Below are 23,138 nucleotides of genomic sequence, written 5' to 3'. Positions count from 1 at the left end.
TAGGAAGAAATACTAGATGTTTTGTATGATGGGATAATGAAAAAACTAATGGTAAAGTAGACATTAGATTTAAAACTAATGAGTGTGGTGACAGAATGGCTGTAGGTTTTAAAGTAAAATATTATTGGTATCCAATTGGTTATGGTGACTTTTTATATTCGTTTTTTCAACAGTAAGCTATCATTTAGAGCCGAATGGTTGGGAAACAAAGTATCCTCTTTTATTAAACAAACTATATAATGGTAAACTTGAATATAAATATATTTGCTATTAAAGAAATAGATGAAATTGAAGAAAATTTGAAAAATTACAGTCCATCACAAGTCATTTGGGATATCGAAGATCTTTCAAAAACACCTCCGTGGGGAGATAATATAAGTGGTGAAATTACAGACTTTCTAACTATTTTGTTACAAGTGATGGAGAAGATTTAATTACTACTTTAAAAAAAGCCTTAAATAAGGCTTTTAAAGTAGAGTCAGACATTGAAATAGAAAGTATTTAAGAAAGTTCAAACTATGATTTTTGATAACCTTGAATGGCTATAAGCCTTTCAAGGTTTTTTATTTTAAGGCTGATTATCTAAACGATACACTCGTTCAAAAAACAATGGAACGAGCTTCTTGCCAGCGTACCATCTGTTCAATGGCAGCCGGCATTGGCCGGGGTAGGGCCGGTTCCAGGGCAGGGATACAGGAGACCGCGGAAGAAGCCGCCAGCTCTGTGCGCTTTTCGATGAGTCAAGTCGGGGATGAAGTGATTGAAAAAGGAACAGGTGGTGTTGCTAAGGGTACGGGTAAAAAAACAATTGAAAATGGAAAAGATTATTCAACTCGTATTGACAATCAGGTAGAAGAGATTGAAAAAATGCCTTTACCTTCGAGTATTTCTACTACATTTAAAGATGCAAATTATAGAACAGTGATTATAAAAGAGGATATTGCAGTTTATAGAGCATTTGTTGGACATGCAGATGCAGGCGGAACATTTGCTACAACTTCTCCGGTTGTAAATAGGATACAAACTAAAATACGAGGAACTATGAAGCCGTAATTGAAGTTCCAAAAGGAACTATATTGAATATTGGCAGAGTTGGAAAACAAATTACTAAAACCGGTAGTATTCTAAAAGGGATGCTGACCAAATTTTATTACCTTTAAATGATCCTTTAGAATGGATAAAGGAAATTAGACCAATACCTTCAAAATAGGAGGTTTTGTTATGCAAAATGAAGAAATGGATAATATTAAAATTCAAGTACAAAAGGTTATGGATTTAGTTTACGAAAAAAAATCAGAGGGAACATAAATTTTTAGATACATTATTAGATAAGTTGCAAGAATTATCAGAAGCTGTAAATGCTAATAGCAATATTAATGAATTAAGGAAATATTCTAAGCTAAAAGGAGCCTTGATGGCATATTTTGATACCAACTTAGTTGAGAGTTACGATGAACCACTAGTAATTGAGTTAGATAAATTAGAAGTAATGTTACAACAGAAGATGAATTAAAGTGTTTTTTTCATTTAATATCTACAGGGAACATATTTATTCCAAAGAATTTTATGGGGGAGGGACCAGGAATTTTAAAAATATGTTTCCTCTAAATTTAATGTTGGGTATACACAATTCTCTAACGTATAAACAAAAAATTTACTAAATATTAAGAGATAAGAGTAAAATTATTATCTTAGCATCAAAAAATAGACAATTCAAAATGCATATACAGCTAAAAGATGACTCCAGTACAGTTTAAGTAGTTCAGATAATGTGGAGAAAATCTGAATTCACATTAAAAATTTCATTAAAAAACACAGTTGGAATAACATTAGGTTTAACAGTCCATTTAGCACCTAAAAACGCTTGGAGAAACATCCAAGCGTTTTTAATCGTATATTTTGTTCTTCAACTAAATCACCTTTACACGAAAAATATAAAAGGATAAAAGATATAATAGTCATCTATATTATGAACTAAAAGATACCAAACGATATAAGAAACGACACAGATTATAATGGAAATACCTATCAATATTAAAACATTCTTTTCTTTTTTTAGAAGTTTGAAAGATATTGCCAAACCGAAAAATAAAAGTAAAATTGCCCCAAATAACACATATAATCCAATTGAAAATCCAGAAATAAAACTTAAAAAATAAACAAATAAAGCACCCAAATAGAACCAAAGTGACACCTTCATTTCTTCACCCCCCTATTGATTTATAATTATTCACAATCTTATAAATTTATTTTAACATAAAATTCCATTATCCTTAAAAAACAAGTTCGCCTTCAAATTGACGAACTTATCTTTGATAGATTATATCTTTCAAATCAAATACTTTATCGGTTATTCCCAATCGTTGTGCAGGAGTTAGTTTTTTACCATCGGCAGATTTATAGGGCTTACAAAAGTTGTAATAAGTTCTCAAAATAGTTAAGGCATATTGAGCATATCTCGGATTGAAATTGGCGTAGATATAACTTTTGCCATCACCTCTGGCGGTCATTAAAGGTCTTTCAAGAATTGATAAACTTCTACGAATTTGTTGAATAAAACTATTCGTGGCATTATCATTCACATTGATTACCATTTTCGCTATGTCCTTCGGTTCGAGAGAAGATAAATCAGTTGTGCAATCCACTATATGAAATCCTTTATCTCTTGATGCTAATGGGTGTGTAATTGGATTTTTAGCCCAAACATTAAAGGATTGTTTTGGTGTTTTAATTTCGCTATGAAAATGATGCGTTTCAAATAGTTCTTTTAATGAAAGATAAGCCAATTTCCGTAAGTTCTTTGTTTCGTACCCTCTATGAAAACCCCAATCCAATAAGTCGGCTTTTGCATCGTCAAACTCTTCTAAGCATTGTTTTCTGCTCTTGTTCTTGTCAAGCAAACAAAGGAAGTGGTGTGCATCATATGTTCTTACTTCCTTTGAAAACACCCTAAAAAACGCTGTAATTACGGAAGAATCATTATCGCTAATCATTCTCCATTCAGATGCCTTTACAAGCTGTTTAATGAGCCAATAATGAGCAATTGTCGTATAAGTAGGATTGACGTGAAGACCATCTACATACTGCATTCTCTTATTAAAATTATTTAGTTCAGTTCGATATTCGTGTGGCTTTTGAGTATCTTTCGGTGAAGGTTCTTGTGGGTAATAGGAAAAGTCCAAACGATTATTCTTCTTGCTGAAATCATTCAAATGGTCTTCTTTATATATAACCGTATCGTATTTTAAATCTTCCACTGTCATTTCCCAATCATAAGCGACATCAGAGCGAAATACATATCGTGAGAGTGCATCTGCTGATACGACTACATATGTCTGCACTTGGCTGTCTTCTAAGCCAAAATACTTTTGACCACCTTGCCCCTTCTTGCGAACATTATTTAGGTTATAGTGCATTTTGTCAGTATTTAACCACATTTCTTTGAATGACATATTTGCTAAAGATGTTGTTTCGTACTTCTCTAAAAACTCCAAACTCATTAGCCCCCTAATGAATTTGGACACTCGATAAGGTGTTTTTTATAATCGAAGTGACCAAATGAAGGAGGCTTTTGATCTACATGAAACGAAGAAAACATTCGAAGGAATTTAAGCTACAAGTAGTGAAAGAAGCGTTAGAAGTTGGAAATAAAGCATTGGTAGCTAGAAGATACGAGCTTAGCCCGAATCTCGTGCAAAGATGGGTAAAAGCGTATGAAGACGGACAGCTAGGACAAGAAACGGTTACCCATTCCTCTTCAGCTGAGGTGAAAAAGTTGGAGGAGGAAAACGAACAACTCAAGAAGTTATTAGGGGAAAAAGATTTAGAAATCGCGATTTTGCGTGATTTGATAAAAAAGAAGAACCCTCACTTACTGAAAGATTGGAAGTAGCCAAGCAGTGGATTAAAAAAGGATATCCGATTACGAAAGTGCTGGAGATATTAGAAATTAATCGCTCAACCTACTATTATCAACAAAATGGAAAAGTCAAGGAGAAAACAGTAGGTGGGGGACGTCCAACACCCGGCTATTCTCTAACGATAACTGGTGAAAAAGTACCAGACGAACAAATCCAAGAATGGCTCTCCGAATTTGTGATGGGAGAAGGATTTGCCTACGGATACCGGAAGCTAACGATTCAGTTAAGAAGAGACCATCAGCTTGTCATCAGTAAGAAAAAAAGTGTATCGATTATGTAAAGCGATGGATTTACTACGTCCGCAGCGAGAGAAACGGATTCAATATCCAAAGAAACTCGCTCGAAATCGTATCATTACAGGATCGAATCAGTTATGGGAAATGGATATGAAATACGGATATATCGAAGGAGAAGGACGCTTTTTCTTTGTTTTGTCGCTCATCGATGTGTATGATCGTTCAGTGATTGATTACCATATCGGATTGAGTTGTTCAGGAAGCGATGCCGTAAAGACACTTCAAAGAGCGTTATTCAAGCGTCAGCAATTTGAACAGACAAATAAACCTGTGATTCGGACAGACAACGGTCCGCAATTTATTTCTCATGCCTTTGAAGCTGCCTGTGAGCGATTTGGAATCGAACATGAACGGATTCCACCGCGGACACCGAATATGAATGCACATATTGAAGCGTTTCATCGTTTACTGGAGGAAGAATGTCTAGGGAGAATGATGTTTGACAGTTATGAAGAGGCTTATCAAGCAGTGATGGAGTACATGAAATTTTATAACGAGCGAAGAATTCATTCCAGTATTCTTGATCTTCCACCGCATGAATTTTACAAAAAAGCGCAAACGGAAGCGTTAATCATCAAAGAAGTTCGCGTATAAGGCAAGAGGATTTCGTCTTCTTGCCAAGAAAAAACGAGAAATTTTAAGAATAACCTAAAATAAGATAGAATGTGTCCAAAATTAGGGGGTCAATCCGCAAGAAGTTGTTTACTATCAAGGGAATCCGATTTGGTCTATGTGTTATTCAGGCGGAGTTGATAAAGAATTTGAGATTGAATTTGTAAAAGAAGTTTACGCCTTTTTAAGAAAAGCAATGAGAAATGTTAGTGCAGATACTCCGTTTCGTGGACCTAAAGAATTTGTTGAAGGAGATTATATTTATAGAGATAGCCATAAGGGTGAGTTAGGTAAGTTCGAAGGAAAAGAGACGATATTCTTTGCCAACAGAGTTGTATATAGTCTTAGCTATTCTGGTGGATTTATCAGGTAAAAACACGGTCAGTTTTTTCTTGTTTTACTAACGTGATGGTGATCGTGCAGGGGAGTCATATGGAGAAAATGAAATTCATGACGTGAGGCAGCTACAAATGAATCGATTTTATTTCCCATTTTTAAAAATGATTCAAACATGTTCTTTTGATAATGAGATGTACCGTTTTTATGTCCTCTTGGATTCATGATATCGTTCACTATCTTATCGAATTGATTATGAGGTTTGACGAGGAGTGTTCAATAGATTGCATCAAAAGTAATCTTAAGATGGCATAGATAGTAATTAATGTAATGAATTTTACTCATCTCCAGCTACTTATTGATTTTGAAAAAGAAAGACAATATTTTCAAAGCGGTTGCAGGATTACTTTCCTCGATGAAGAAATACTAGAAAAAAGAACACACGAAAGAGGAGAGTTTAAAATGACCAACCAACGATCGAGTGTACGTGTAGCGGTTGTACAAGCTGCTTCCGTGATTATGGATCGAAAAGCAAGCACGGAAAAGGCGATCTCGTTAACCCTACAAGCTGCAGAAAAAGGGGCAAATATCGTCGTATTTCCAGAAGCTTTTATCCCAGCTTATCCAAGAGGGCTTACTTTTGGAACGACGGTCGGCAGCCGTTCACCAGAAGGACGAAAAGACTGGCTTCGTTACTGGGAAAATTCCGTAGCCGTACCAAGCGAAACAACAGAAATGTTAGGAGAAGCAGCCCGTAAGGCTGGAGTCTATCTTGTTATCGGTGTCATTGAAAGAGATAACGAGTTTAGTAGAGGTACTCTTTACTGTAGTGTTTTATTTTTTGGACCAGATGGTACTTTGCTTGGGAAGCATAGGAAGCTAAAACCTACAGCCTCTGAACGACTCATTTGGGGCGAGGGTGACGGAAGCACGTTACCTGTTTTTGATACGCCATATGGAAGAATAGGGGCGTTGATTTGTTGGGAAAACTACATGCCATTAGCTAGAGTAGCGATGTATGCCAAAGGGGTTCAAATTTATATCGCTCCGACGGCAGATTCTAGAGAACTCTGGCAGTCTACGATTCGCCATATTGCAGCGGAAGGAAGATGCTTCGTATTATCCTGCAATCAGTATGTTACGAAGGATATGTATCCTACTGATTTAGCCTGCTATGAAGAATTGGCGTCATCGCCTCACGAGATGTGCCCTGGAGGAAGTGCCATTGTGGGGCCATTGGGAGACTATATTAAGGAACCTGTCTATGGCAAGGAAGACATCCTTATAGCCGATCTTGATTTGCGTGATATTGCCTATAGTCAATTTGACTTTGATGTGGTCGGTCACTACTCAAGACCTGATGTGTTCCAACTGTTCGTGAATGAGGAGAAGAAGGATAGTGTGAAATGGGTAAAATCAACGACTTTTTAATATGAAATGAGGATGCTCGACTTTTTGGGAGAAAATAATATACTAGAGCTAGTATTTTAGGTGATTAATTTGCCTATATAAGTTCACGTTGAAAAACCGACATAAGTAAAATATTCCGATTAGGAAAAAGGTTTATACATATGCCGGAAAATTAAGCTGCATTTATATATAATCAATTATTTATAACAACAAATTTAAAAACTAATAACTATTAATTATTTAGATTTTACTAAAATCAAGCATTTTTAAAAAATAGATAAATAAAAGGTAGATGAATATGGAAAAAGCTAAAGAAGAGATTAGTAATAGTAATGTATTTACATTTTGATTACTAAGATAATTATATGCTGATATTCCTCCCCATCCCATCATAAATCCTGAAAATATAACCTTTAAAAAATCTTTTATATTTATGGAAAACCCAGTTAATTTTACAATAGTTAGAAAATGTAAGGAAGTACCTAAGACTACCCCTATATTAAAGGCCAATGCTACACCGTATATTCCAAATTCGGAATTTGAAGCTAATATAAAAGTTGCTATTAATGTAACAATGGTGGTGACTAAATTATTTATCATTGCTATATTCGCTTTTCCAAGTCCTATCATTACTGATTGAAAGGGAAGACGGAAATATTGTAAAAGAAAAAAAGGAGATAAAATTTTTAGAAACACACCTGCCTCTGGTGAATTATAAATAACAGTTGTTAGTAATTTACTAAAAACATATAGAATTATTGTCCATGGAACACCGATAATCAAAGAAATCCGCACAGCTTGCTGAATTCTTAGATCAATAAGAGGGAAGTTATTCTGTGCTTTTGCTTCGCTAATTGCAGGGATTAAAGAAACTGACAAAGCAGAGGTGATAAATCCGGGAAGTAATACTAAAGGCATTGCATAACCTGTCAGCATTCCAAATTGTTTTGTGGCTAAGGGTGTATCGATGCCTGCTAAAGCTAAGGATTGTGTAATAATAATAGGCTGAAGAACGCCTGATATGGAATATATGAGTCCAATTACAGTTGTAGGGAGACCGATTTGAAGTAAGTCAAATAAAATATCTTTCCCTTTACTTATTTCATGAAAAAAAGAATGGTGTAATTTGTATTTTTCATTCTTTGACCTTTTAAAGATTGAAATTAAGTAAAATATAGAGACTCCCTCTCCGATAACACCACCTAGAACAGCACCAGCTGCAGCAAATTCAATTCCATAGGGTAAAAGCCATTGAACTAACATAACCATAAAACTTATTCTAACCATTTGTTCAATGATTTGAGATAAAGCGATTGGTGTCATATTTTGTTTGCCACGAAAATATCCTTTAATTACTGAGGAAACTGCTGCAATAGGCACTATTGGTATAACAGAAATAAAAGAATAGTATGCTCTTTGATCTGTTAGGAAAAATGAGGATAAAATTCTTGATAAAAAGATACAACTTATCATTAACATAACGCTCAATATGCTAGTTATAGATAAAGAGACAAATAAAATTTTTTTAATCAATAGATGATTACCCTTAGAATCATATTCAGCAACGAGTTTTGATACAGCTACTTCAAACCCTAACGTAGTTAATGAGATTAAAATTCCCGTAAAAGGCATAGCCATCATCGCTAGGCCAATTCCTTCTGAGCCTAACATCCTTGCCATTACCATACTATTGACAAATCCCATTAACTTTGTTATGAATGCTGCAACAGTTAAAATCAGAGTTCCTTTAATCATGGATTGTTTACTCATTATAATACCTCATTGTTATTCCTTTATTTTTACAATAATTGTATGAAATTAAAGGACAAACATTACTAAAAGATTTAAAAATTGATATTGGATAGCCATAGAGGTTCTAAAAACATAGAGTGTGTCAATTTCCAGCTTTTAAGGCTAACCCGAAAAGGTTGTGGATGAATTCTTTTTGATTTTTGGCAGACTTCACCCCTTGGTGAACCTGTTTCTTTTTAATCATATGCATAGCTTCTTAATAAAAGTTTACGATTTTTCATCGAAAAAAACGAGTTTGATGAAATAGCAAGAAGAAGTGAAGAGAAACTTTCGTATGATGTATACTGGAAAGTTTTAAATCGTGGTGAGGAAGCAATTTTAACACAAAATATTGATGGATTACATCATAAAGCAGGAAATTTCAACATTATTGAATTACATGGAACTCTTCAAACTGCAACATGTCCGAAATGCAAAACAAAATATGATTTAACGTTTATTAACGAACATGATATTCCAAGATGTAATAAAACAAACAAAAGGGGGGAAATTTGTAATTTTATCTTAAAACCTGATGTTGTGTTGTTTGGCGGTATGGTTCAAAAATTCGACGAAGCATTAAATAAAGCGTATAACAGCGATCTTTTTATCGCAATGGGAACAAGTCTTGAAGTATATCCTGTTAATCAAATTCCTGTTTATTTAGACAGAGCTCCTAAAATCAAAAAAGCAATGATTAATAAAACACCAACAAAAATGGACCATTTATTCGATATTGTTATTCATGAAGGAATAGGAGATACAGTTACAAAAATAAATGAATATCTAAAAAATCAAACGAGCTTATAAATGGCTCGTTTTTTTAGGGGGGAGGAATATGAAAATTTTTCCTTTTTGCGACATCGAAAAATCAGGACAAAGATTTTTTGGAGGAACAAAGTAGAGAGAAAAGATTTAAGGTGGACCATCAAAAATAAAAACATTAAGCATAAATTTAGGTTGATCTATGTGTGCCATGACTTAAAGCATATAAAAAGAAGGACTATTCGGATGATGTGCTGGAAACATTTATCATTGTTTTTGAACAAAAGCTTTACTAATATGCAGCATTTTTTAATGAGACTTCTTATTTAGAAAAGGGATCATAGCATAGATTGTTGAATGCTATAAGATGGGGGTGGGTATTTTGTTAAAGTTGTTACTGACAGGGAAAAGAATATCTCTACGAACGCCAACGCGGGATGATGTACCAATTCTATATAACCTGATATATGGTGTGGAGAATCCAGAATGGAAAAAGTACGATGCTCCGTATTATCCGCTTGAATTTTGTACCTTTGAAGAGTTTTCTAAGAGAATGGAAGAAAGAATGAATGTTACGGATGTACCAAGTCAAATGATTATTGAATATCAAGATCAAATTATAGGCATGGTTAGCTATTATTGGGAGGATAAACGTACACGATGGCTTGAAATGGGGATTGTCATATATTCTCCTGAACATTGGAATGGTGGATTTGGAACCGAAGCATTATCTTTATGGATTGACTATCTCTTTGAAAATCTAACTATCGAGAGAGTGGGTCTGACGACTTGGTCAGGAAATCCAAGAATGATAAGATGTGCGGAAAAATTAGGAATGCGATTAGAAGGGAGAATGAGAAAATGCCGCTACTATAATGGCGAGTACTACGATTCCATTCGGATGGGTATTCTTCGTGAGGAATGGGATGAGTTTGAAAAGAATAATCCCTTATTCAATTCCCATGAAAGAACGAATTAACTTCCATAAATGTGTTGCCGCAAAATGTGGCATGGGTGGCTAATAGTCAGTTTAGTGAAGAAAGGTATAATAGAGATTTAGTATTTTTATTCGAATGAAGATTATACACTCGAAAGGAGTTAAAAAATGAGTGGGCATGTTTTAATTACTGGGGCAAACAGAGGTTTAGGTTATGAGTTACTAAAAGTATTTCACGCGAATAATTATGTTGTGTTTCCTTTGATAAGAAATAATACTGCACTTCAAAGAATTAGGGAAGAGTTTAGTGAAAGATGTTATCCAATTGAAGGAGATGTTGGCTTAGATTCGTGTAAAAAAAATATAGAATTAACTATTAAAAAATATACAAATAAGATTGACATACTAATTAACAATGCGGGAATTCCAGGGGTTGAGTACCAAATAGACAAGGTAAATACCAGTGAGGTATATGATTTATTCAATATTCACTGCTTAGGCATTATACGAACCGTTCAAGCTACTCTTCCTTTTCTTTTTAATTCCTCAAATCCAAGAATAATCAATGTTTCTTCCAGGCTCGGTTCTTTATCAAAGATGGCTTCTGGCGAGTTTAAAGATAGACACTTTTCTTACTCATATCGAATAGCAAAAGCTGCTCAAAATATGCTGTCAATATGTTTACACAATGAACTAAATAGTAAAGGCATTCATGTAAGTGTGATTCATCCAGGTCGATTAAAAACGGATTCTGGTTCATCAGATGCAGATATGGAAGCATTTGAAGCAGCTGAGTTAATTTTCAAGTGGATACAGACATTAAATAAAGAAAATTCTTGTCAATATGTCCAACCATTTTTTAAGGAATTAAAATGGTGATATTCACCAAAAGATTAATAGGAGCATTACTTCAAAAAGCAGGAAGTAATGCTTTTTTTGTTGAAGTAAAGGACAGCATTAAGAGAGACTATCAAGCAGAAAACCTTGAAATGATTAATCTTATTCTGGAGGTAATGAAAATGAGTAAAGTCAAAGTTTATCATTACGATGCATTCAGTAATGAGCCAAATATGGGGAATCCAGCAGGTGTAGTTTTAGATGGAGACCAACTCACTGAAAAGGAAATGCAAGAAATAGCGTTAAAAGTAGGCTTTAATGAAACAGCTTTCCCTCTTAAATCTGATAAAGCGGACGTTAGAATTCGTTATTTTACACCTGGACATGAAATGAATCTATGTGGTCATGCAACAATGGCTGCTATTTATGCATTAAAAACAAAAGAATTACTAAAAGAAAAGAGTGATTTAACAATAGAAACCAAAGCAGGAGTTCTGCCAATAAGAATAAATCGAAATTCACAAAACGAAATAGACATAACGATGAAACAAGCATCTCCACAATTTAAAGAATTTAATGGTTCAGTTGAAGATTTAGCCTTTTCCATAGGGCTGAAAAAAGACGATATAGAACCGAACTTACCGATTTTATACGGAAGTACAGGTACTTGGACTTTATTAATTCCAATAAAAACCCTAAGTGCTTTCAAAAGAATGAAACCCAATAATAAGCTCTTCCCAAGTATATTGAAAGAAATGCCAATGGCTTCTGTCCACCCTTTTTGTTTAGAAACTTATGATTCAAATGCACATATGCATGCTCGACATTTTTCTTCGCCTTTCTCTGGCACGATTGAAGACCCAGTAACAGGAACTGCTTCTGGGATAATGGGCGCATATTATGCAAAATATATCGCAGATAATAACGTATTAAACCTAAACCTTTTAATTGAACAAGGTCAGGAAATTGGAAGAGATGGAAGAGTAGAAGTAAATGTGATGAAAAATGAGGATTCATATGAAGTAGAAATTACAGGTAAAGCTGTTTTTGTAAAAGAGATTGAGGTTCTTATTTAATTAACAAAGTTTCCTGTTTTACTATCTACTATCCTGAAAATTTCTGAATCCAAAAAGGCAACACTCCCATACGAACTCGAAGTATCAGTTTGTAATCGACCTCTGACTTCAGCTATAAGAGCAGTATAGACATAATATATTTCACATTTTCATTCTTCTGATGGTGATGCATAGATGCGGTATGGTTGTCTCCCATGGAAGAATGAATTAACTTCCATCATCTGTGGTGAAACTTGTTTCATGTTTGGCTAAGGGCAGGGTAGTTGAAGAATTATATTGGAAGGAGGAATTTTTGGTGGCAGAAACAGTTGTGCCAATTACAACAGATAATTTGGAACAATGTATCGAACTATATATTAAAGTTTTTAATAGTGAGCCTTGGAATGAAAGTTGGACGTATGAAACTGCTAAAGAAAGGCTTATGGATTTATTACATACTCCTAAATTTACGGGATTTTTTTGGAAAAACAATGAAACTCCGATTGGCTTTATAGCAGGAAACAGCAAAAAAACATATCAGGGAATAACTTTTTATTTAGCGGAATTATGCATCAATAATGAAACTCAAGGAAAAGGTTATGGTTCCAAACTTCTCCAATTTTTAGAAGAAGAATTACAGAAGAAAAATGTTAAAAGCATTTATCTTTTAACTTCCAATGGGGGACTCGCAGAAAACTTCTATAGAAAAAATGGTTATGTTGTGAACAACAATAGAATTGTTATGAAAAAGAATTTGTAAATTGACAACACTTTGATAAGGTGTGTCTTATTTAATTGAACTAACCAACAGTAAAATTTTACCATTTTAGTTAAATGAATTGATATATTATATGGTATATTCACGCAAAAAAGCGGGTGGATGTTCTATGAAATATCGTGACTTTACCTTGAACGATTTCGATGCAGTAATTGATTTATGGAAAAGAGCGGGTTTAATCTTATCTCGCTCTGATACGATGGAAGGACTTGAGAAAAAATTAAAAAGAGATTCTGAATTATTTTTCGTCGTAGAGGAAGATGGACGAATTATAGGCGCGGTAATGGGTTGTTACGATGGTAGAAGAGGATGGATCAATCATTTAGCTGTTGATCCAGAATACCAAGGGCGAAATATAGGTCGGGAAATCATAATGGAACTTGAAAAACGGTTTAAGAAACTCGGGTGTGAGAAAGTAAATCTATTGATTGAGAAGAATAATTGTAAAGTTCAAGGATTTTATGAAAAAATGGGTTTTAAAACGGATGAATTAATATTCATGGAAAAGTGGATTTAGTTATCTTTTGTCAAAGGATTTAGTGACATTACTGCAATAACAACAGTAATACTTTTTATTAAAATAAAGGGAGAGTAGTGAAAGAAAGGACCTATTTTGGTCCCCTCTTTCTATTCTTTTATTCCAATTACACGAATTCGTTTATAATCTGCAAACCACGCACCGTTATGAAATAAGATTCCTTTCAGGTTGTTTTCTACTTGAGTTATGATTAAATTCTTTGTTTCCTCGGTTAACCCTTCGAATATACTCCTACCGAACATTTCAATCCAGTTTCTTATTCCATTATCTCCCTCTAACGGCGTAGGTCTATCAAAATGTTGAGCAAAAATAACTCTAAAGCCCACTTCCTCCATTAGCGTTGAATATTCGCCTATACTTGGAAAATACCAGGGGAATAGTTCAGCTTTATATTCAATCCCTAATTTTTCAAATTGGTTAAGGATTTCATCAGTAATTATTTTAACATTCCCTTTACCACCAAATTCTGCAACAAATCTACCATTTTGTTTTAAGGCATTATAAATACAATCTAAAGCCTGCTTTGGAGGTTTTACCCAGTGAAGAGTGGCGTTCGAGAAAACAGCATCAAATTCGCAATGATAATCAAGATTTAAAGCATCTTGCACCTTAAATTTTAAATGCGGGTACTTCTTTTTTGCTTGTTCTACCATATTTTCTGATTTATCGATACCAACAACATTTACTCCAAGTTTATGAAGTTTATAAGTTAAATCTCCTGTTCCACAACCAAGGTCAAGGATATACTCGCCTTTCTTTGGTGCTAACAACTCAATCAAATCCTCTCCAAATTTTGAGACAAATGAATGTTTACGATCGTACAACTTTGCATTCCAGTTATCACTATCAGTTTTATTATTTAACACATCTAAACCTCCCACTAACTGATATCACGTTTCCCAATTATCCAACATAATAATTAGGAATATTCTGACAAATAGATATAGAATTATTCAACTGCTATAGAAGAGCAGAGTTTTTCTATAATCTGTGGTGCTGCGTTCTTAGCATGGGTGGCTAACGGACGATGCTTATAAGGCATCGTTTTTTTATTCATCTAAAGGGCAGTATAATTTAATAAGAGTTTTAATGGAACTTTTGAACATTCATCGTGAAACCGTTTCGATGTACTTTCTAAATATAAAAGATACTTTAACGGTTAATAAAAAACGCCTATCTCCATCCAAGGAGATAGGCGATTCATTTATTTTAATGTTTGTAGATATTCAATTCGTTCTTCTAAACTAGGATGTGTAGAGAATAATGTGGAGAATAAAGAATGTTTTTGTTGGTTGTTGATTTTTAAGGTAGAAACCGCTGCGTGACTGTTATCAATCCATCCTAGGGAAGATTGTAATTGTCTCAATGCATGGATCATTTTTTCTTTACCAGCTAATTTTGCTCCGCCTTTGTCAGCCGCATATTCCCGTTTGCGAGAAAACGCGAAAACGACCAAAATTCCTAAAAGAGAAAAAACCATGCTAAATACAAAATAAGAAATTAAATACACTATATGAGCCAGTTCTTCGCGAACAAATTTAGAGATGATAAACGATATCACCCTTGATAAAAACTCTACAAATGTATTGATAATTCCTTGGAGCAGCGTCATGGTTACCATATCTCCATTCGCAATATGAGCAATTTCATGAGCTAAAACTCCTTCAATGGCTTGTTCGTCCATGTGTTGCAGTAAACCAGTAGAAACTGCGACTAATGAGCGTCGTTTGCTAGGTCCGGTAGCAAAGGCATTTACTTCAGGAGAATCATAAATTCCTACCTTTGGCATGACAGGAAGACCCGCTTTTTTAGCCAATCCGTGCACCTTTTCCACAAGCATTTGTTCTACGTTATTTCGAGGTTGTTGAGGATGAATAATATAAACTCCCATTAATTGAATTGCCATCCATCTAGAGATCCATAAAGAAAACAAGGAACCGGTGAATCCAACCACCAAACTGAATATTAATAATTCAGAGATATAAATACCATTTTCATATATGAATCGATTGACACCAAGTAACGAAGTAATGACGATAATAGTGGTAACTACCAGTAAGTTGGTTAAAACAAATAATGAAATTCGTTTTAACATATCAATCCCTCATTCTATAAAAGTATTCTACATTTATATTTTATTTTATCATAATATATTTGCTTATCTTTCAAAAAATTAATTATCCCCTAATTGAAACAAGTCAACAAGAAAAAGGCTTTTTCCTTGGTATTAAGTGATTTGAAAGATTCCAGTAATTTTATAATTGTAAAATTATTAGCTTCTTAATAGGTAATTAAAATTGCGAAAAAAATGGTACAATTTGTATAACTAAAATTAGGTTAGCATTAGAGGATTGTGAAACTATGACTATTGAGCAACAATTGGAACAGCAATTAAGGAATTTAATTCTGCTTCATGTCTATGGAAGAGCGAATTAACTTCGCCATCTGTGGGGAAGCTCGCTTCATGGGTGACTACGGGCAGGTTAGTTGAAGAGGGCACAACTTAATCTTCGTTTCGTTTTTATATGTAAAAATGCTTGAGGGGAATCAAAAGTGTACATACCAAAAGATCGAAAATCATAACTTGGCTACAGCATTTGTTCAGATACTTTTGAACCACTTCTAATTTAAATTCTACTGAATCCGTTTGTCTGATTTTTTCCATGAAAAAACCCCTTCATAGTAAACAGTATCAGCTTTTACTTTTTTCTGTCTACTATAAGGGGATAATATCAAAACGATGGACAGCCTTTACGAGCGTGTTATGCCTTTTGTTCGAACAATTTTATGATTTCGATAATGACGTTCGTTGCTTTTATCATGTTATCGACAGAAATGTATTCGTAGCGGCCATGGAAGTTTTCTCCGCCTGTAAAAATGTTCGGAGTAGGCAGTCCCATGTAGGAAAGCTGTGAGCCGTCTGTGCCGCCGCGGATTGGTGAGATTTTTGGCTCAATATCTAAGTTTTTCATTGCTTCGTACGCAATGTCAACGATTTCTTTGACAGGCTCAATTTTTTCTCGCATGTTATAATATTGGTCTTTGATTTCGATGGTGATTCGCTCTTTTCCGTACTTTTCTTGCAGTTTTGCTGCAATTTCCTCCATCTTTACTTTTCTTGCTTCAAATTGTTGGCGGTCAAAGTCGCGAATAATATAATGAAGCGTTGTTTTTTCTACATCGCCTTGGAAGGATAGAAGGTGATAAAATCCTTCATAGCCTTCTGTATGTTCCGGTGCTTCGTTGGCTGGGAGATGTTCGTGAAATTCCATTGCCATTTTCATCGAGTTAATCATTTTTCCTTTTGCTGTACCTGGATGTACGTTTTTTCCTTTGAACGTGATTTTCGCCTGCGCAGCATTAAAGCTTTCGTACTCTAGCTCTCCAAGCGGGCCGCCGTCCACAGTATAAGCATATTTGGCACCAAAAGCCGAGACATCAAATTTATGTGGACCTCTGCCGATTTCCTCATCCGGTGTAAAGGCGACACGAACTTTTCCGTGTTTGATTTCTGGGTGTTGAACGAGGTACGCCATCGCTGTCATAATTTCGGCGATTCCTGCTTTATTGTCTGCACCTAACAGTGTCGTGCCATCTGTCGTGATTAACGTATGTCCTTTATAGTTTGCGAGTTCGGGAAAATCCGTTGGAGAAAGAACGATATGTAACTCTTCATTCAATATGATATCCCCGCCATCATACGACTCCACGATTTGCGGGTTGACATTGGCTCCTGTAAAATCTGTTGCCGTATCCATATGCGCCAAAAATCCGATCGTTGGTACATCTTTATCGGTATTGGAAGGTAAAGTCGCCATCACATAACCATTTTCATCGACTGTTACTTCTTCCATACCAATTGCTTTTAACTCTTCTACGAGCATCTTCGCAAGCGTCCATTGACCAGGTGTAGAAGGACAAGTATTGCTATTTGGATCCGATTGGGTGTCAATTTTCACATACTTCGTAAATCGTTCGATGATTTCGTGTTTCATAAATCGTCATCTCCTTTTGTTATCTTTTTCCTATATATTTTATCACAAAAGTGAAATAGCTCCTATTGAAAGAGATAATGAAGGAATACCACGTTTACTAAGAAAAATTTCATGGATGCCAATGAACTGGAGCTATTCGATGTGACCTATCAATGTCCATATGAAATCAAGTGAAAAGATATAGCAGAAGCAGATTATCCAATAAGTATATTGGAGAAGTAGGATTAGACTTTCAAGGAGAAAATTTAGATAGCATTAAGAGGCAAATTAACAATTTCGAGTTTATTACTAATCCTACCTTTAATAAGGGGGGGCATATACATTATTCATTCCAGAAAAGCTGACAGAGACACTTATGCCAATTTTGGGCACAACGATGCATGAAAATAAGCTGTATTGCCCGTACTATTGAGTTTATATCTTTGTATACCGCTTATTTTCAGGGTAGCCTTATAAATATTACATTAACCCTCCAATAATAGGTTTATCAATCGTTGCATTGATTGTGAAATCCATTTCTTTTTATGGTAAACCAATTGCAAATACACTTTTAGTTCTGGGTGAGAAAGGGGAATACAAGCTAATTCTCCTTTTTTTATTTCTTCATCCACAGTCATTAGCGGTAAAAACGCGATTCCAAGACCATATGATACACAGCGTTTAATGGCTTCTATACTTTCTAATTCAATCGAGTATTCAAATCGTATGACATAGCTACGATATAAACTTTCTATTATTTCACGATAACTACATCTCTGCTCTGTAACAATTAACTTTTCACCATTTAAATCCTTTATGCTTACGTTATTGAATTGAACCAAATGGTGATTTGGTTTGGCAACTAAAACCAATGGTTCTTCTTTTATTGTGATAAAATTTAAGTCAGGGTCTTCTTGTTTTTTATCAAGTATGATGGCTAAATCATATTTACCTTCTTTTATCCCTTTCAATAAATCTTTACAAATTCCTTGTTGAAGCAGCAAGTTGACCTTTGGGTGCTTGTTTTTGAAAGCTTGTAAATACGGTGGAAGATAAAAACCTGCAATCGACTCGATTGTACCAATGGATAAAGTTCCAGAAAGCTCAGTTTGCTCTGAAAGATTTTGTTTGGCTTCCTCCAGCAAGCTTATAATTTTGTTTGCATATTCTAATAATTCTACGCCTGCTTGGGTTAATTTGATTTTTCCTCCCCAACGTTCGAATAAAACAACCCCGAATTCTTCCTCTAACTTTTTGATTTGTGTCGTTACACTTGATTGGGCATATCCCAACATTTCTCCTGCTTTTGTAAAACTGTTCCATTTAGCCACTTCACGGAATGTTTGTAAATAATCAATATTCATCCCCATCTTGGCTCCTATCAAAAATATTGATTTACGGTATCAATGATTATCAATAACACCTATAGAAAAAATTTTTGTAAAATTTATTATAACAAAAATTTCTTATATGCGAGGAGGACTTTTAATGCGAACAAGCAAGATCAAAACCTATGCTCTTCTATTTTTAACTACAACCATTTGGGGTGGGGCTTTTGTTGCGGGGAAAATTTCAACAGAAAGTTTGCATCCTGTCACAGTTGCTTTCTTTCGTTTTTTTGGAGCAAGCCTCATTTTATTTCCTTTGATGTGGTGGAAGGAACCTAAACAACCAGTTCCGACGAAAAAGGATTGGGGAATGTTTACGTTACTTGGTCTTACGGGGATTTTTTTGTATAACATTTGTTTTTTTATCGCGACTAAATATGCACCTATTGTAAAAAGTTCTTTGGTCATCGCTGTAAATGCTCCTTTAATCACGCTATTTTCAGCTATTTTCCTGAAAGAGAAAATAAATTGGAAGAGTATACTGGGGTTGATAACGGCTTTATTTGGGGCTTTATATATTATTACTAATGGACAATTAGGTGTTGTTTTAGAACTTGGATTTGCTCCGATTGATTTGGTCTTAATTTCTGCCTGTCTAAGTTGGAGTATTTATTCAGTGATTGGAAAGGTTGTCATGAAAAAATACAGCCCATTAACTGCAACGACCTATGCAACAGGCTTTGGAACGATATTATTATCTCCTTTAGCTATTTACTATACCTCTTTGGATTCAATAAAAAGCAGTAGGTGGGAGGACTGGCTAAGCGTCCTATATGTAGCTATTATTGTTTCTGCTATCAGCTTTGTTTGGTGGTATAGAGGTATACAAAATGTTGGAGCATCAACTGCATCTGTATTTATCAATGTGATGCCTATATCTGCAACGGTTATGGGAACTGTATTTTCTCATGAACCATTAACAATCATCCATGGGATAGGGGCATTGTTTGTGTTTAGTGGAATCCTTTTTATGATTTATAGTCAACAAAATAAAGAAAATCGTATACTGTCGCATAACAAAGGGGAACCGCTATGATGGTTGCAATTGTTTATGGTTTAGTTCTTTCGATTGGATTTTTATCATTGAGAGTTCACTATGATTGTGTTGAATAAGATTTCTGCTTTCGTCATGTGGGGAATTACAATCCCTATTGGTTCCTCATTTGTTCAATAATGTGGCAGATAACGGTGAAGGGTTCACGAACAGAAGTATTATTTCAACAAGCAGGAAGTAATGCTTCTCTTGTTGAAGTAAAGGATAGTTTAATGGAAAAAACTCTTCTATATTTTGGGTTTTATGCGATAACAGGAATATACGTTTGGTTGGGGGAAATTAATTGATGATGATCAAAAATGAGAAAGGTATTATTCAACTGATTAAAGAAGACGAGTGGATGATGAATATATTAAGAGCAGTAAAGTCGTTGAATTTACCTGATTGGTGGATTTGTGCTGGATTTGTTCGTTCGAAAATATGGGATACGTTACATGGCTTTAAAGAAAGAACTCCTATTCCAGATATTGACGTTATCTATTTTGATGATACCAATATGGAAGAATTAGAAGAAAAAAGATTAGAAATTAGGTTAAGAAATATCCTTCCTGACATTCCTTGGTCAGTGAAAAATGAGGCAAGAATGCACGTTGTCAATAACATTCCTCCTTATTCATCTTCCGTAGATGCGATATCAAAGTTTCCAGAAACAGCCACATCTTTAGGTGTAAAATTAGATGAAAAGAATGACATCATTTTGGTTGCTCCTTGGGGAGTAGATGATGTGATTAACTTGGAAGTAAAACCGACACCCTATTTTCAAGAATCAAAAGAACGAGCACAAATTTACGAAGAACGAATAACAAAAAAGAACTGGCAAGATATTTGGTATAAGGTTAACGTTTTTCATATTGAACATTCTTATTAAACTCTCATGTAAGAACAGCATTTCTTATATAATCTGTGGCGCTACGTTCATAGCACGGTTGGCTAATAGGCAGTTTAGTAGAACAAGAAAGAGTAATAAGGTTTAAGTAAAATAAAAGAATTATTGGGATTTAGCTATGAGTTGAGGTGAAATGAATGATTTTGGATTTAAAAGGCGAACCAAAAATGGAATCTATTATAGGTATGCTGTTTTCGATGGTTGATGGTAATTATAAACGATTAAAATCTATTGTTGCAGGTATGTCCCAGGAAGAATTAGATTATAAAGGTCCAAATCAAGAATATAATAGCACAGCACAGTTAATAAGACATTTAGCGTATGTAGATCTTAAGTGGGTTTATAGAATCAAGGGTGAGCCAGTACCAAAGTTGCTTGAAGAAAAATATGGGCCAATGTTCGATAAAAACAATCAAATTCCTTTAATTTATGGAATTTCATTGGAAACACTTCTTACTGATTATGATGACGTATTCAATATGTTTCAGTCTATTTGTTATCAGTTAACTGATAGTGAATGGGATAAAATCGTTGAATATGAAAACGGAAAAAAAGCAACGATTCGCTGGGGAATTTGGCATATCGCTGACCATAATCGATACCACCAAGCCCATATTAACCAACTTCGTAAATGGTATAAAGCAGAGAAAAATAAGGTGAATTTTTAACGTTTATACAATAAGAACGAAAGAAACTGCTTATTTGCCCTTAAAACATTGTAAAGTGCTGTGAAAGAGATGCAACAATTAGTTAATGAATATATTTCAGAAAAAACGGTATCGTGTGACTGCTAAATAAAACTGGTTCTGATACATATTGGATGAGACGCTGCAATTCAATTATAAAAAATATCTAAATAGTGAATACGCTCAAACATAGAGATGGAACCTCAGCTAAAAAATTAGACCACATTTCTTTGAGCATAAATAGATACATTACAACTGGCTGGGGCTGTTTTATTAGATTCTTATTCCTGAGGTTATTTAAATAATTAAACTACCGGAAGCATTACTTCAAGAAGCAGGAAGTAATGCTTTTCTTGTTGAAGGAAAAGATAGGTTGGTTCAAGAAGGTTTCAGTAAGGATGTAATCCGAGATAGATAGAAGATAAGGGTATAAATTTCTTTAGTCTGGAGGATTTATATGTCATTTGAACAATGCCATCATATTACTTCTTTCATGTCAGGATTTAATAAAACGTGGTTTTTCGCAGGTGGTTGGGCAATTGACCTTTTTATCGGCAAAGAAACGAGACAACATAAAAATATAGAGATTGCCTTATTTCGAAAAGACCAATTACATTTAAAGGAATATCTTAAAGAATGGGATTTTAAAAAAGTTATTAAAGGTGAGTTCTATCCTTGGGAAAATGAATTTTTAGATTTACCTATTCACGAAATACACGCTTTAAATAAATCAAATGGAGCTAATTAGTTTTTCTTTCGGGACTTATCGTACTTATTCATCAACCGTTCTCAATATTTATTTTGATTCTCATCTTCGTTTTCATGTCATTTATTTCTTTTTTTAATGGATTTTTCTCTCCTATAAAAAGTTCAATCGTAAGAGCCATTGTATCTGAAAGCGACAGAGTAAAAGCAAACAGCTTAATATCCAGTGTCGACCAAACATTTTTGTTTGCTGGATGGGCATTTGGTGGGGTATTGATTTCAATTTTAGGCAAGCAAATAACACTCGGTATTGCATTTTTCTTAATCTTATTATCAATTGGTAATTTGTATATAGTAAGAGTAAACGAAACATCAAAAATTGAATCAAAAGATGGGTTGATCAGTCGTTTAACAGCGGGGTGGAAATACCTTCTTCAACATCAAGGGTTACGAATCATAGTTATAATGGATTTAATGGAATCTTTTGTTGGAACGATTTGGATTGGAGCTGTCACTCTCACTTATGTCGAAGAAGCTCTCGGAAAAGGTGAAGCATGGTGGGGATATATTAACGGCGCCTATTATTTAGGGACAATGATAGGAGGTTTTATAGTTTATCGCCTTTCTAACATGATGATAGGACGTTTATCTATATTTATGATATTTGGCTCTTTGATGTTTGGGTTATTGACATTTATATATGGATTTGTATCAAATCCGTATCTAGCCTTATGTTTGGTTCTTTTAATGGGACCTTCCTATCAAATAAGGGACCTTGCACAAGAAACGATGTTTCAAAATAGTGCTAATGAAAAAACGTTAACAAAAATTCTTTCGGCTAGATCAGCCCTCATCCAACTCACTATTATTTTTTCTATCATTACCATTGGCGTTCTAACAGATATAATAGGAGTCCGCCTCGTTTACATATTGTCAGGGTGTTTATTAATGTCCTCGGCATTGTTTGGTTTTGTTCATTTATATGTTCGCAAAAAAGGCTTATCTTTGGAATCTGAAAGTGCTCAAATATAGATAATGCTATTATTGAAGGAACAAGTTTTAAGGATAAGGATATGAAGTAGGCAATAGGTCCTTTTATTGGTGAAGTATTTTCTCTCAACTAAAAACGAGCCAAACCTAAGCTATGGCTATTATTACATGGCACCATTG

The 23,138-nt window shown here is 34.5% G+C and carries 16 protein-coding genes and 7 pseudogenes; 16 read left to right on the top strand and 7 right to left on the bottom strand.

Annotated elements, in window-relative coordinates; all coding sequences use genetic code 11:
- Window positions 1-95 precede the first annotated feature (95 nt).
- Window positions 96-505 (top strand): annotated as a pseudogene (locus HNQ85_RS12730) (immunity 70 family protein).
- Window positions 506-586: 81 nt separating this feature from the next.
- Window positions 587-801: pseudogene (locus HNQ85_RS18090) on the top strand (EndoU domain-containing protein); the annotation flags it as partial.
- A 1,505-nt stretch (window positions 802-2,306) separates the two neighbouring features.
- On the opposite strand, the pseudogene HNQ85_RS12720 reads toward HNQ85_RS18090, so the two are convergent.
- Window positions 2,307-3,494, bottom strand: a pseudogene (locus HNQ85_RS12720) (insertion element protein); the annotation flags it as partial.
- An 86-nt stretch (window positions 3,495-3,580) separates the two neighbouring features.
- Here HNQ85_RS12720 and HNQ85_RS12715 point away from each other — a divergent pair.
- The 3 genes and pseudogenes from HNQ85_RS12715 to HNQ85_RS12705 all read left to right on the top strand — a co-directional run bounded on the left by HNQ85_RS12715 (window position 3,581) and on the right by HNQ85_RS12705 (window position 6,595).
- Window positions 3,581-4,810: pseudogene (locus HNQ85_RS12715) on the top strand (IS3 family transposase).
- A 109-nt stretch (window positions 4,811-4,919) separates the two neighbouring features.
- Window positions 4,920-5,201: pseudogene (locus HNQ85_RS12710) on the top strand (DUF5680 domain-containing protein); the annotation flags it as partial.
- Window positions 5,202-5,626: 425 nt separating this feature from the next.
- The gene (locus HNQ85_RS12705; RefSeq protein ID WP_181538090.1) at window positions 5,627-6,595 is read left to right on the top strand and encodes a carbon-nitrogen hydrolase family protein; all 969 of its coding nucleotides are present in this window, start codon (window positions 5,627-5,629) and stop codon (window positions 6,593-6,595) included.
- Window positions 6,596-6,814: 219 nt separating this feature from the next.
- On the opposite strand, the gene spoVB is transcribed toward HNQ85_RS12705, so the two are convergent.
- Both spoVB and HNQ85_RS17645 read right to left on the bottom strand, forming a co-directional pair.
- Window positions 6,815-8,344 carry a stage V sporulation protein B gene (spoVB, locus tag HNQ85_RS12700; protein ID WP_181538089.1) on the bottom strand — a complete coding sequence of 510 codons (1,530 nt, stop codon included), beginning with the start codon at window positions 8,342-8,344 and terminating at the stop codon, window positions 6,815-6,817.
- Window positions 8,345-8,468: 124 nt separating this feature from the next.
- Window positions 8,469-8,582 (bottom strand): annotated as a pseudogene (locus HNQ85_RS17645) (IS6 family transposase); the annotation flags it as partial.
- Window positions 8,583-8,701: 119 nt separating this feature from the next.
- Between HNQ85_RS17645 and HNQ85_RS12695 the strand changes: the two are divergent.
- The 6 genes and pseudogenes from HNQ85_RS12695 to HNQ85_RS12670 form a co-directional block, all read left to right on the top strand.
- Window positions 8,702-9,175: pseudogene (locus HNQ85_RS12695) on the top strand (Sir2 family NAD-dependent protein deacetylase); the annotation flags it as partial.
- 334 nt (window positions 9,176-9,509) lie between these two features.
- A complete protein-coding gene (locus HNQ85_RS12690; RefSeq protein ID WP_181538210.1) occupies window positions 9,510-10,109 on the top strand; it encodes a GNAT family N-acetyltransferase in 600 nt (199 codons plus the stop codon).
- Between the two features lie 126 nt (window positions 10,110-10,235).
- Window positions 10,236-10,946 (top strand): SDR family NAD(P)-dependent oxidoreductase, encoded by a 711-nt coding sequence (locus tag HNQ85_RS12685; RefSeq protein WP_181538088.1) that lies wholly within the window; start codon window positions 10,236-10,238, stop codon window positions 10,944-10,946.
- Between the two features lie 140 nt (window positions 10,947-11,086).
- Complete coding sequence (locus tag HNQ85_RS12680; protein ID WP_181538209.1) at window positions 11,087-11,980, top strand: PhzF family phenazine biosynthesis isomerase; 894 nt, start codon at window positions 11,087-11,089, stop codon at window positions 11,978-11,980.
- 295 nt (window positions 11,981-12,275) lie between these two features.
- Complete coding sequence (locus tag HNQ85_RS12675) at window positions 12,276-12,719, top strand: GNAT family N-acetyltransferase (protein ID WP_181538087.1); 444 nt, start codon at window positions 12,276-12,278, stop codon at window positions 12,717-12,719.
- Between the two features lie 127 nt (window positions 12,720-12,846).
- A complete protein-coding gene (locus HNQ85_RS12670; RefSeq protein WP_181538086.1) occupies window positions 12,847-13,254 on the top strand; it encodes a GNAT family acetyltransferase in 408 nt (135 codons plus the stop codon).
- 110 nt (window positions 13,255-13,364) lie between these two features.
- On the opposite strand, the gene HNQ85_RS12665 is transcribed toward HNQ85_RS12670, so the two are convergent.
- The 4 genes from HNQ85_RS12665 to HNQ85_RS12650 all read right to left on the bottom strand — a co-directional run bounded on the left by HNQ85_RS12665 (window position 13,365) and on the right by HNQ85_RS12650 (window position 18,619).
- Window positions 13,365-14,141 carry a methyltransferase domain-containing protein gene (locus tag HNQ85_RS12665; protein ID WP_181538085.1) on the bottom strand — a complete coding sequence of 259 codons (777 nt, stop codon included), beginning with the start codon at window positions 14,139-14,141 and terminating at the stop codon, window positions 13,365-13,367.
- A 338-nt stretch (window positions 14,142-14,479) separates the two neighbouring features.
- A complete protein-coding gene (gene htpX, locus HNQ85_RS12660; protein WP_181538084.1) occupies window positions 14,480-15,370 on the bottom strand; it encodes a protease HtpX in 891 nt (296 codons plus the stop codon).
- A 667-nt stretch (window positions 15,371-16,037) separates the two neighbouring features.
- On the bottom strand, window positions 16,038-17,270 hold the full coding sequence (gene pepT, locus HNQ85_RS12655) for a peptidase T (RefSeq protein ID WP_181538083.1): 1,233 nt from the start codon (window positions 17,268-17,270) through the stop codon (window positions 16,038-16,040).
- 464 nt (window positions 17,271-17,734) lie between these two features.
- Window positions 17,735-18,619, bottom strand: a complete 885-nt coding sequence (locus HNQ85_RS12650) for a LysR family transcriptional regulator (RefSeq protein WP_181538082.1) — start codon at window positions 18,617-18,619, stop codon at window positions 17,735-17,737.
- A gap of 118 nt (window positions 18,620-18,737) precedes the next feature.
- On the opposite strand from HNQ85_RS12650, the gene HNQ85_RS12645 reads away from it, so the two are divergent.
- From HNQ85_RS12645 to HNQ85_RS12625, 5 genes are all read left to right on the top strand, one after another.
- Window positions 18,738-19,673, top strand: a complete 936-nt coding sequence (locus HNQ85_RS12645) for a DMT family transporter (RefSeq protein WP_181538081.1) — start codon at window positions 18,738-18,740, stop codon at window positions 19,671-19,673.
- Window positions 19,674-19,977: 304 nt separating this feature from the next.
- The gene (locus HNQ85_RS12640) at window positions 19,978-20,559 is read left to right on the top strand and encodes a nucleotidyltransferase family protein (RefSeq protein WP_181538080.1); all 582 of its coding nucleotides are present in this window, start codon (window positions 19,978-19,980) and stop codon (window positions 20,557-20,559) included.
- Window positions 20,560-20,714: 155 nt separating this feature from the next.
- On the top strand, window positions 20,715-21,245 hold the full coding sequence (locus HNQ85_RS12635; RefSeq protein WP_181538079.1) for a DinB family protein: 531 nt from the start codon (window positions 20,715-20,717) through the stop codon (window positions 21,243-21,245).
- Window positions 21,246-21,720: 475 nt separating this feature from the next.
- Complete coding sequence (locus tag HNQ85_RS12630; RefSeq protein ID WP_246326863.1) at window positions 21,721-22,011, top strand: nucleotidyltransferase domain-containing protein; 291 nt, start codon at window positions 21,721-21,723, stop codon at window positions 22,009-22,011.
- 17 nt (window positions 22,012-22,028) lie between these two features.
- Window positions 22,029-23,000 carry an MFS transporter gene (locus HNQ85_RS12625; RefSeq protein ID WP_343046514.1) on the top strand — a complete coding sequence of 324 codons (972 nt, stop codon included), beginning with the start codon at window positions 22,029-22,031 and terminating at the stop codon, window positions 22,998-23,000.
- Window positions 23,001-23,138: the final 138 nt, after the last annotated feature.

This window comes from [Anoxybacillus] calidus (genome assembly GCF_013760845.1).
Classification (GTDB): Bacteria; Bacillota; Bacilli; order Bacillales; family Anoxybacillaceae; genus Paranoxybacillus; species Paranoxybacillus calidus.
The sequence above is the reverse complement of the archived record's forward strand: the minus strand, read 5'-3'. Positions and strand labels throughout refer to the sequence as shown.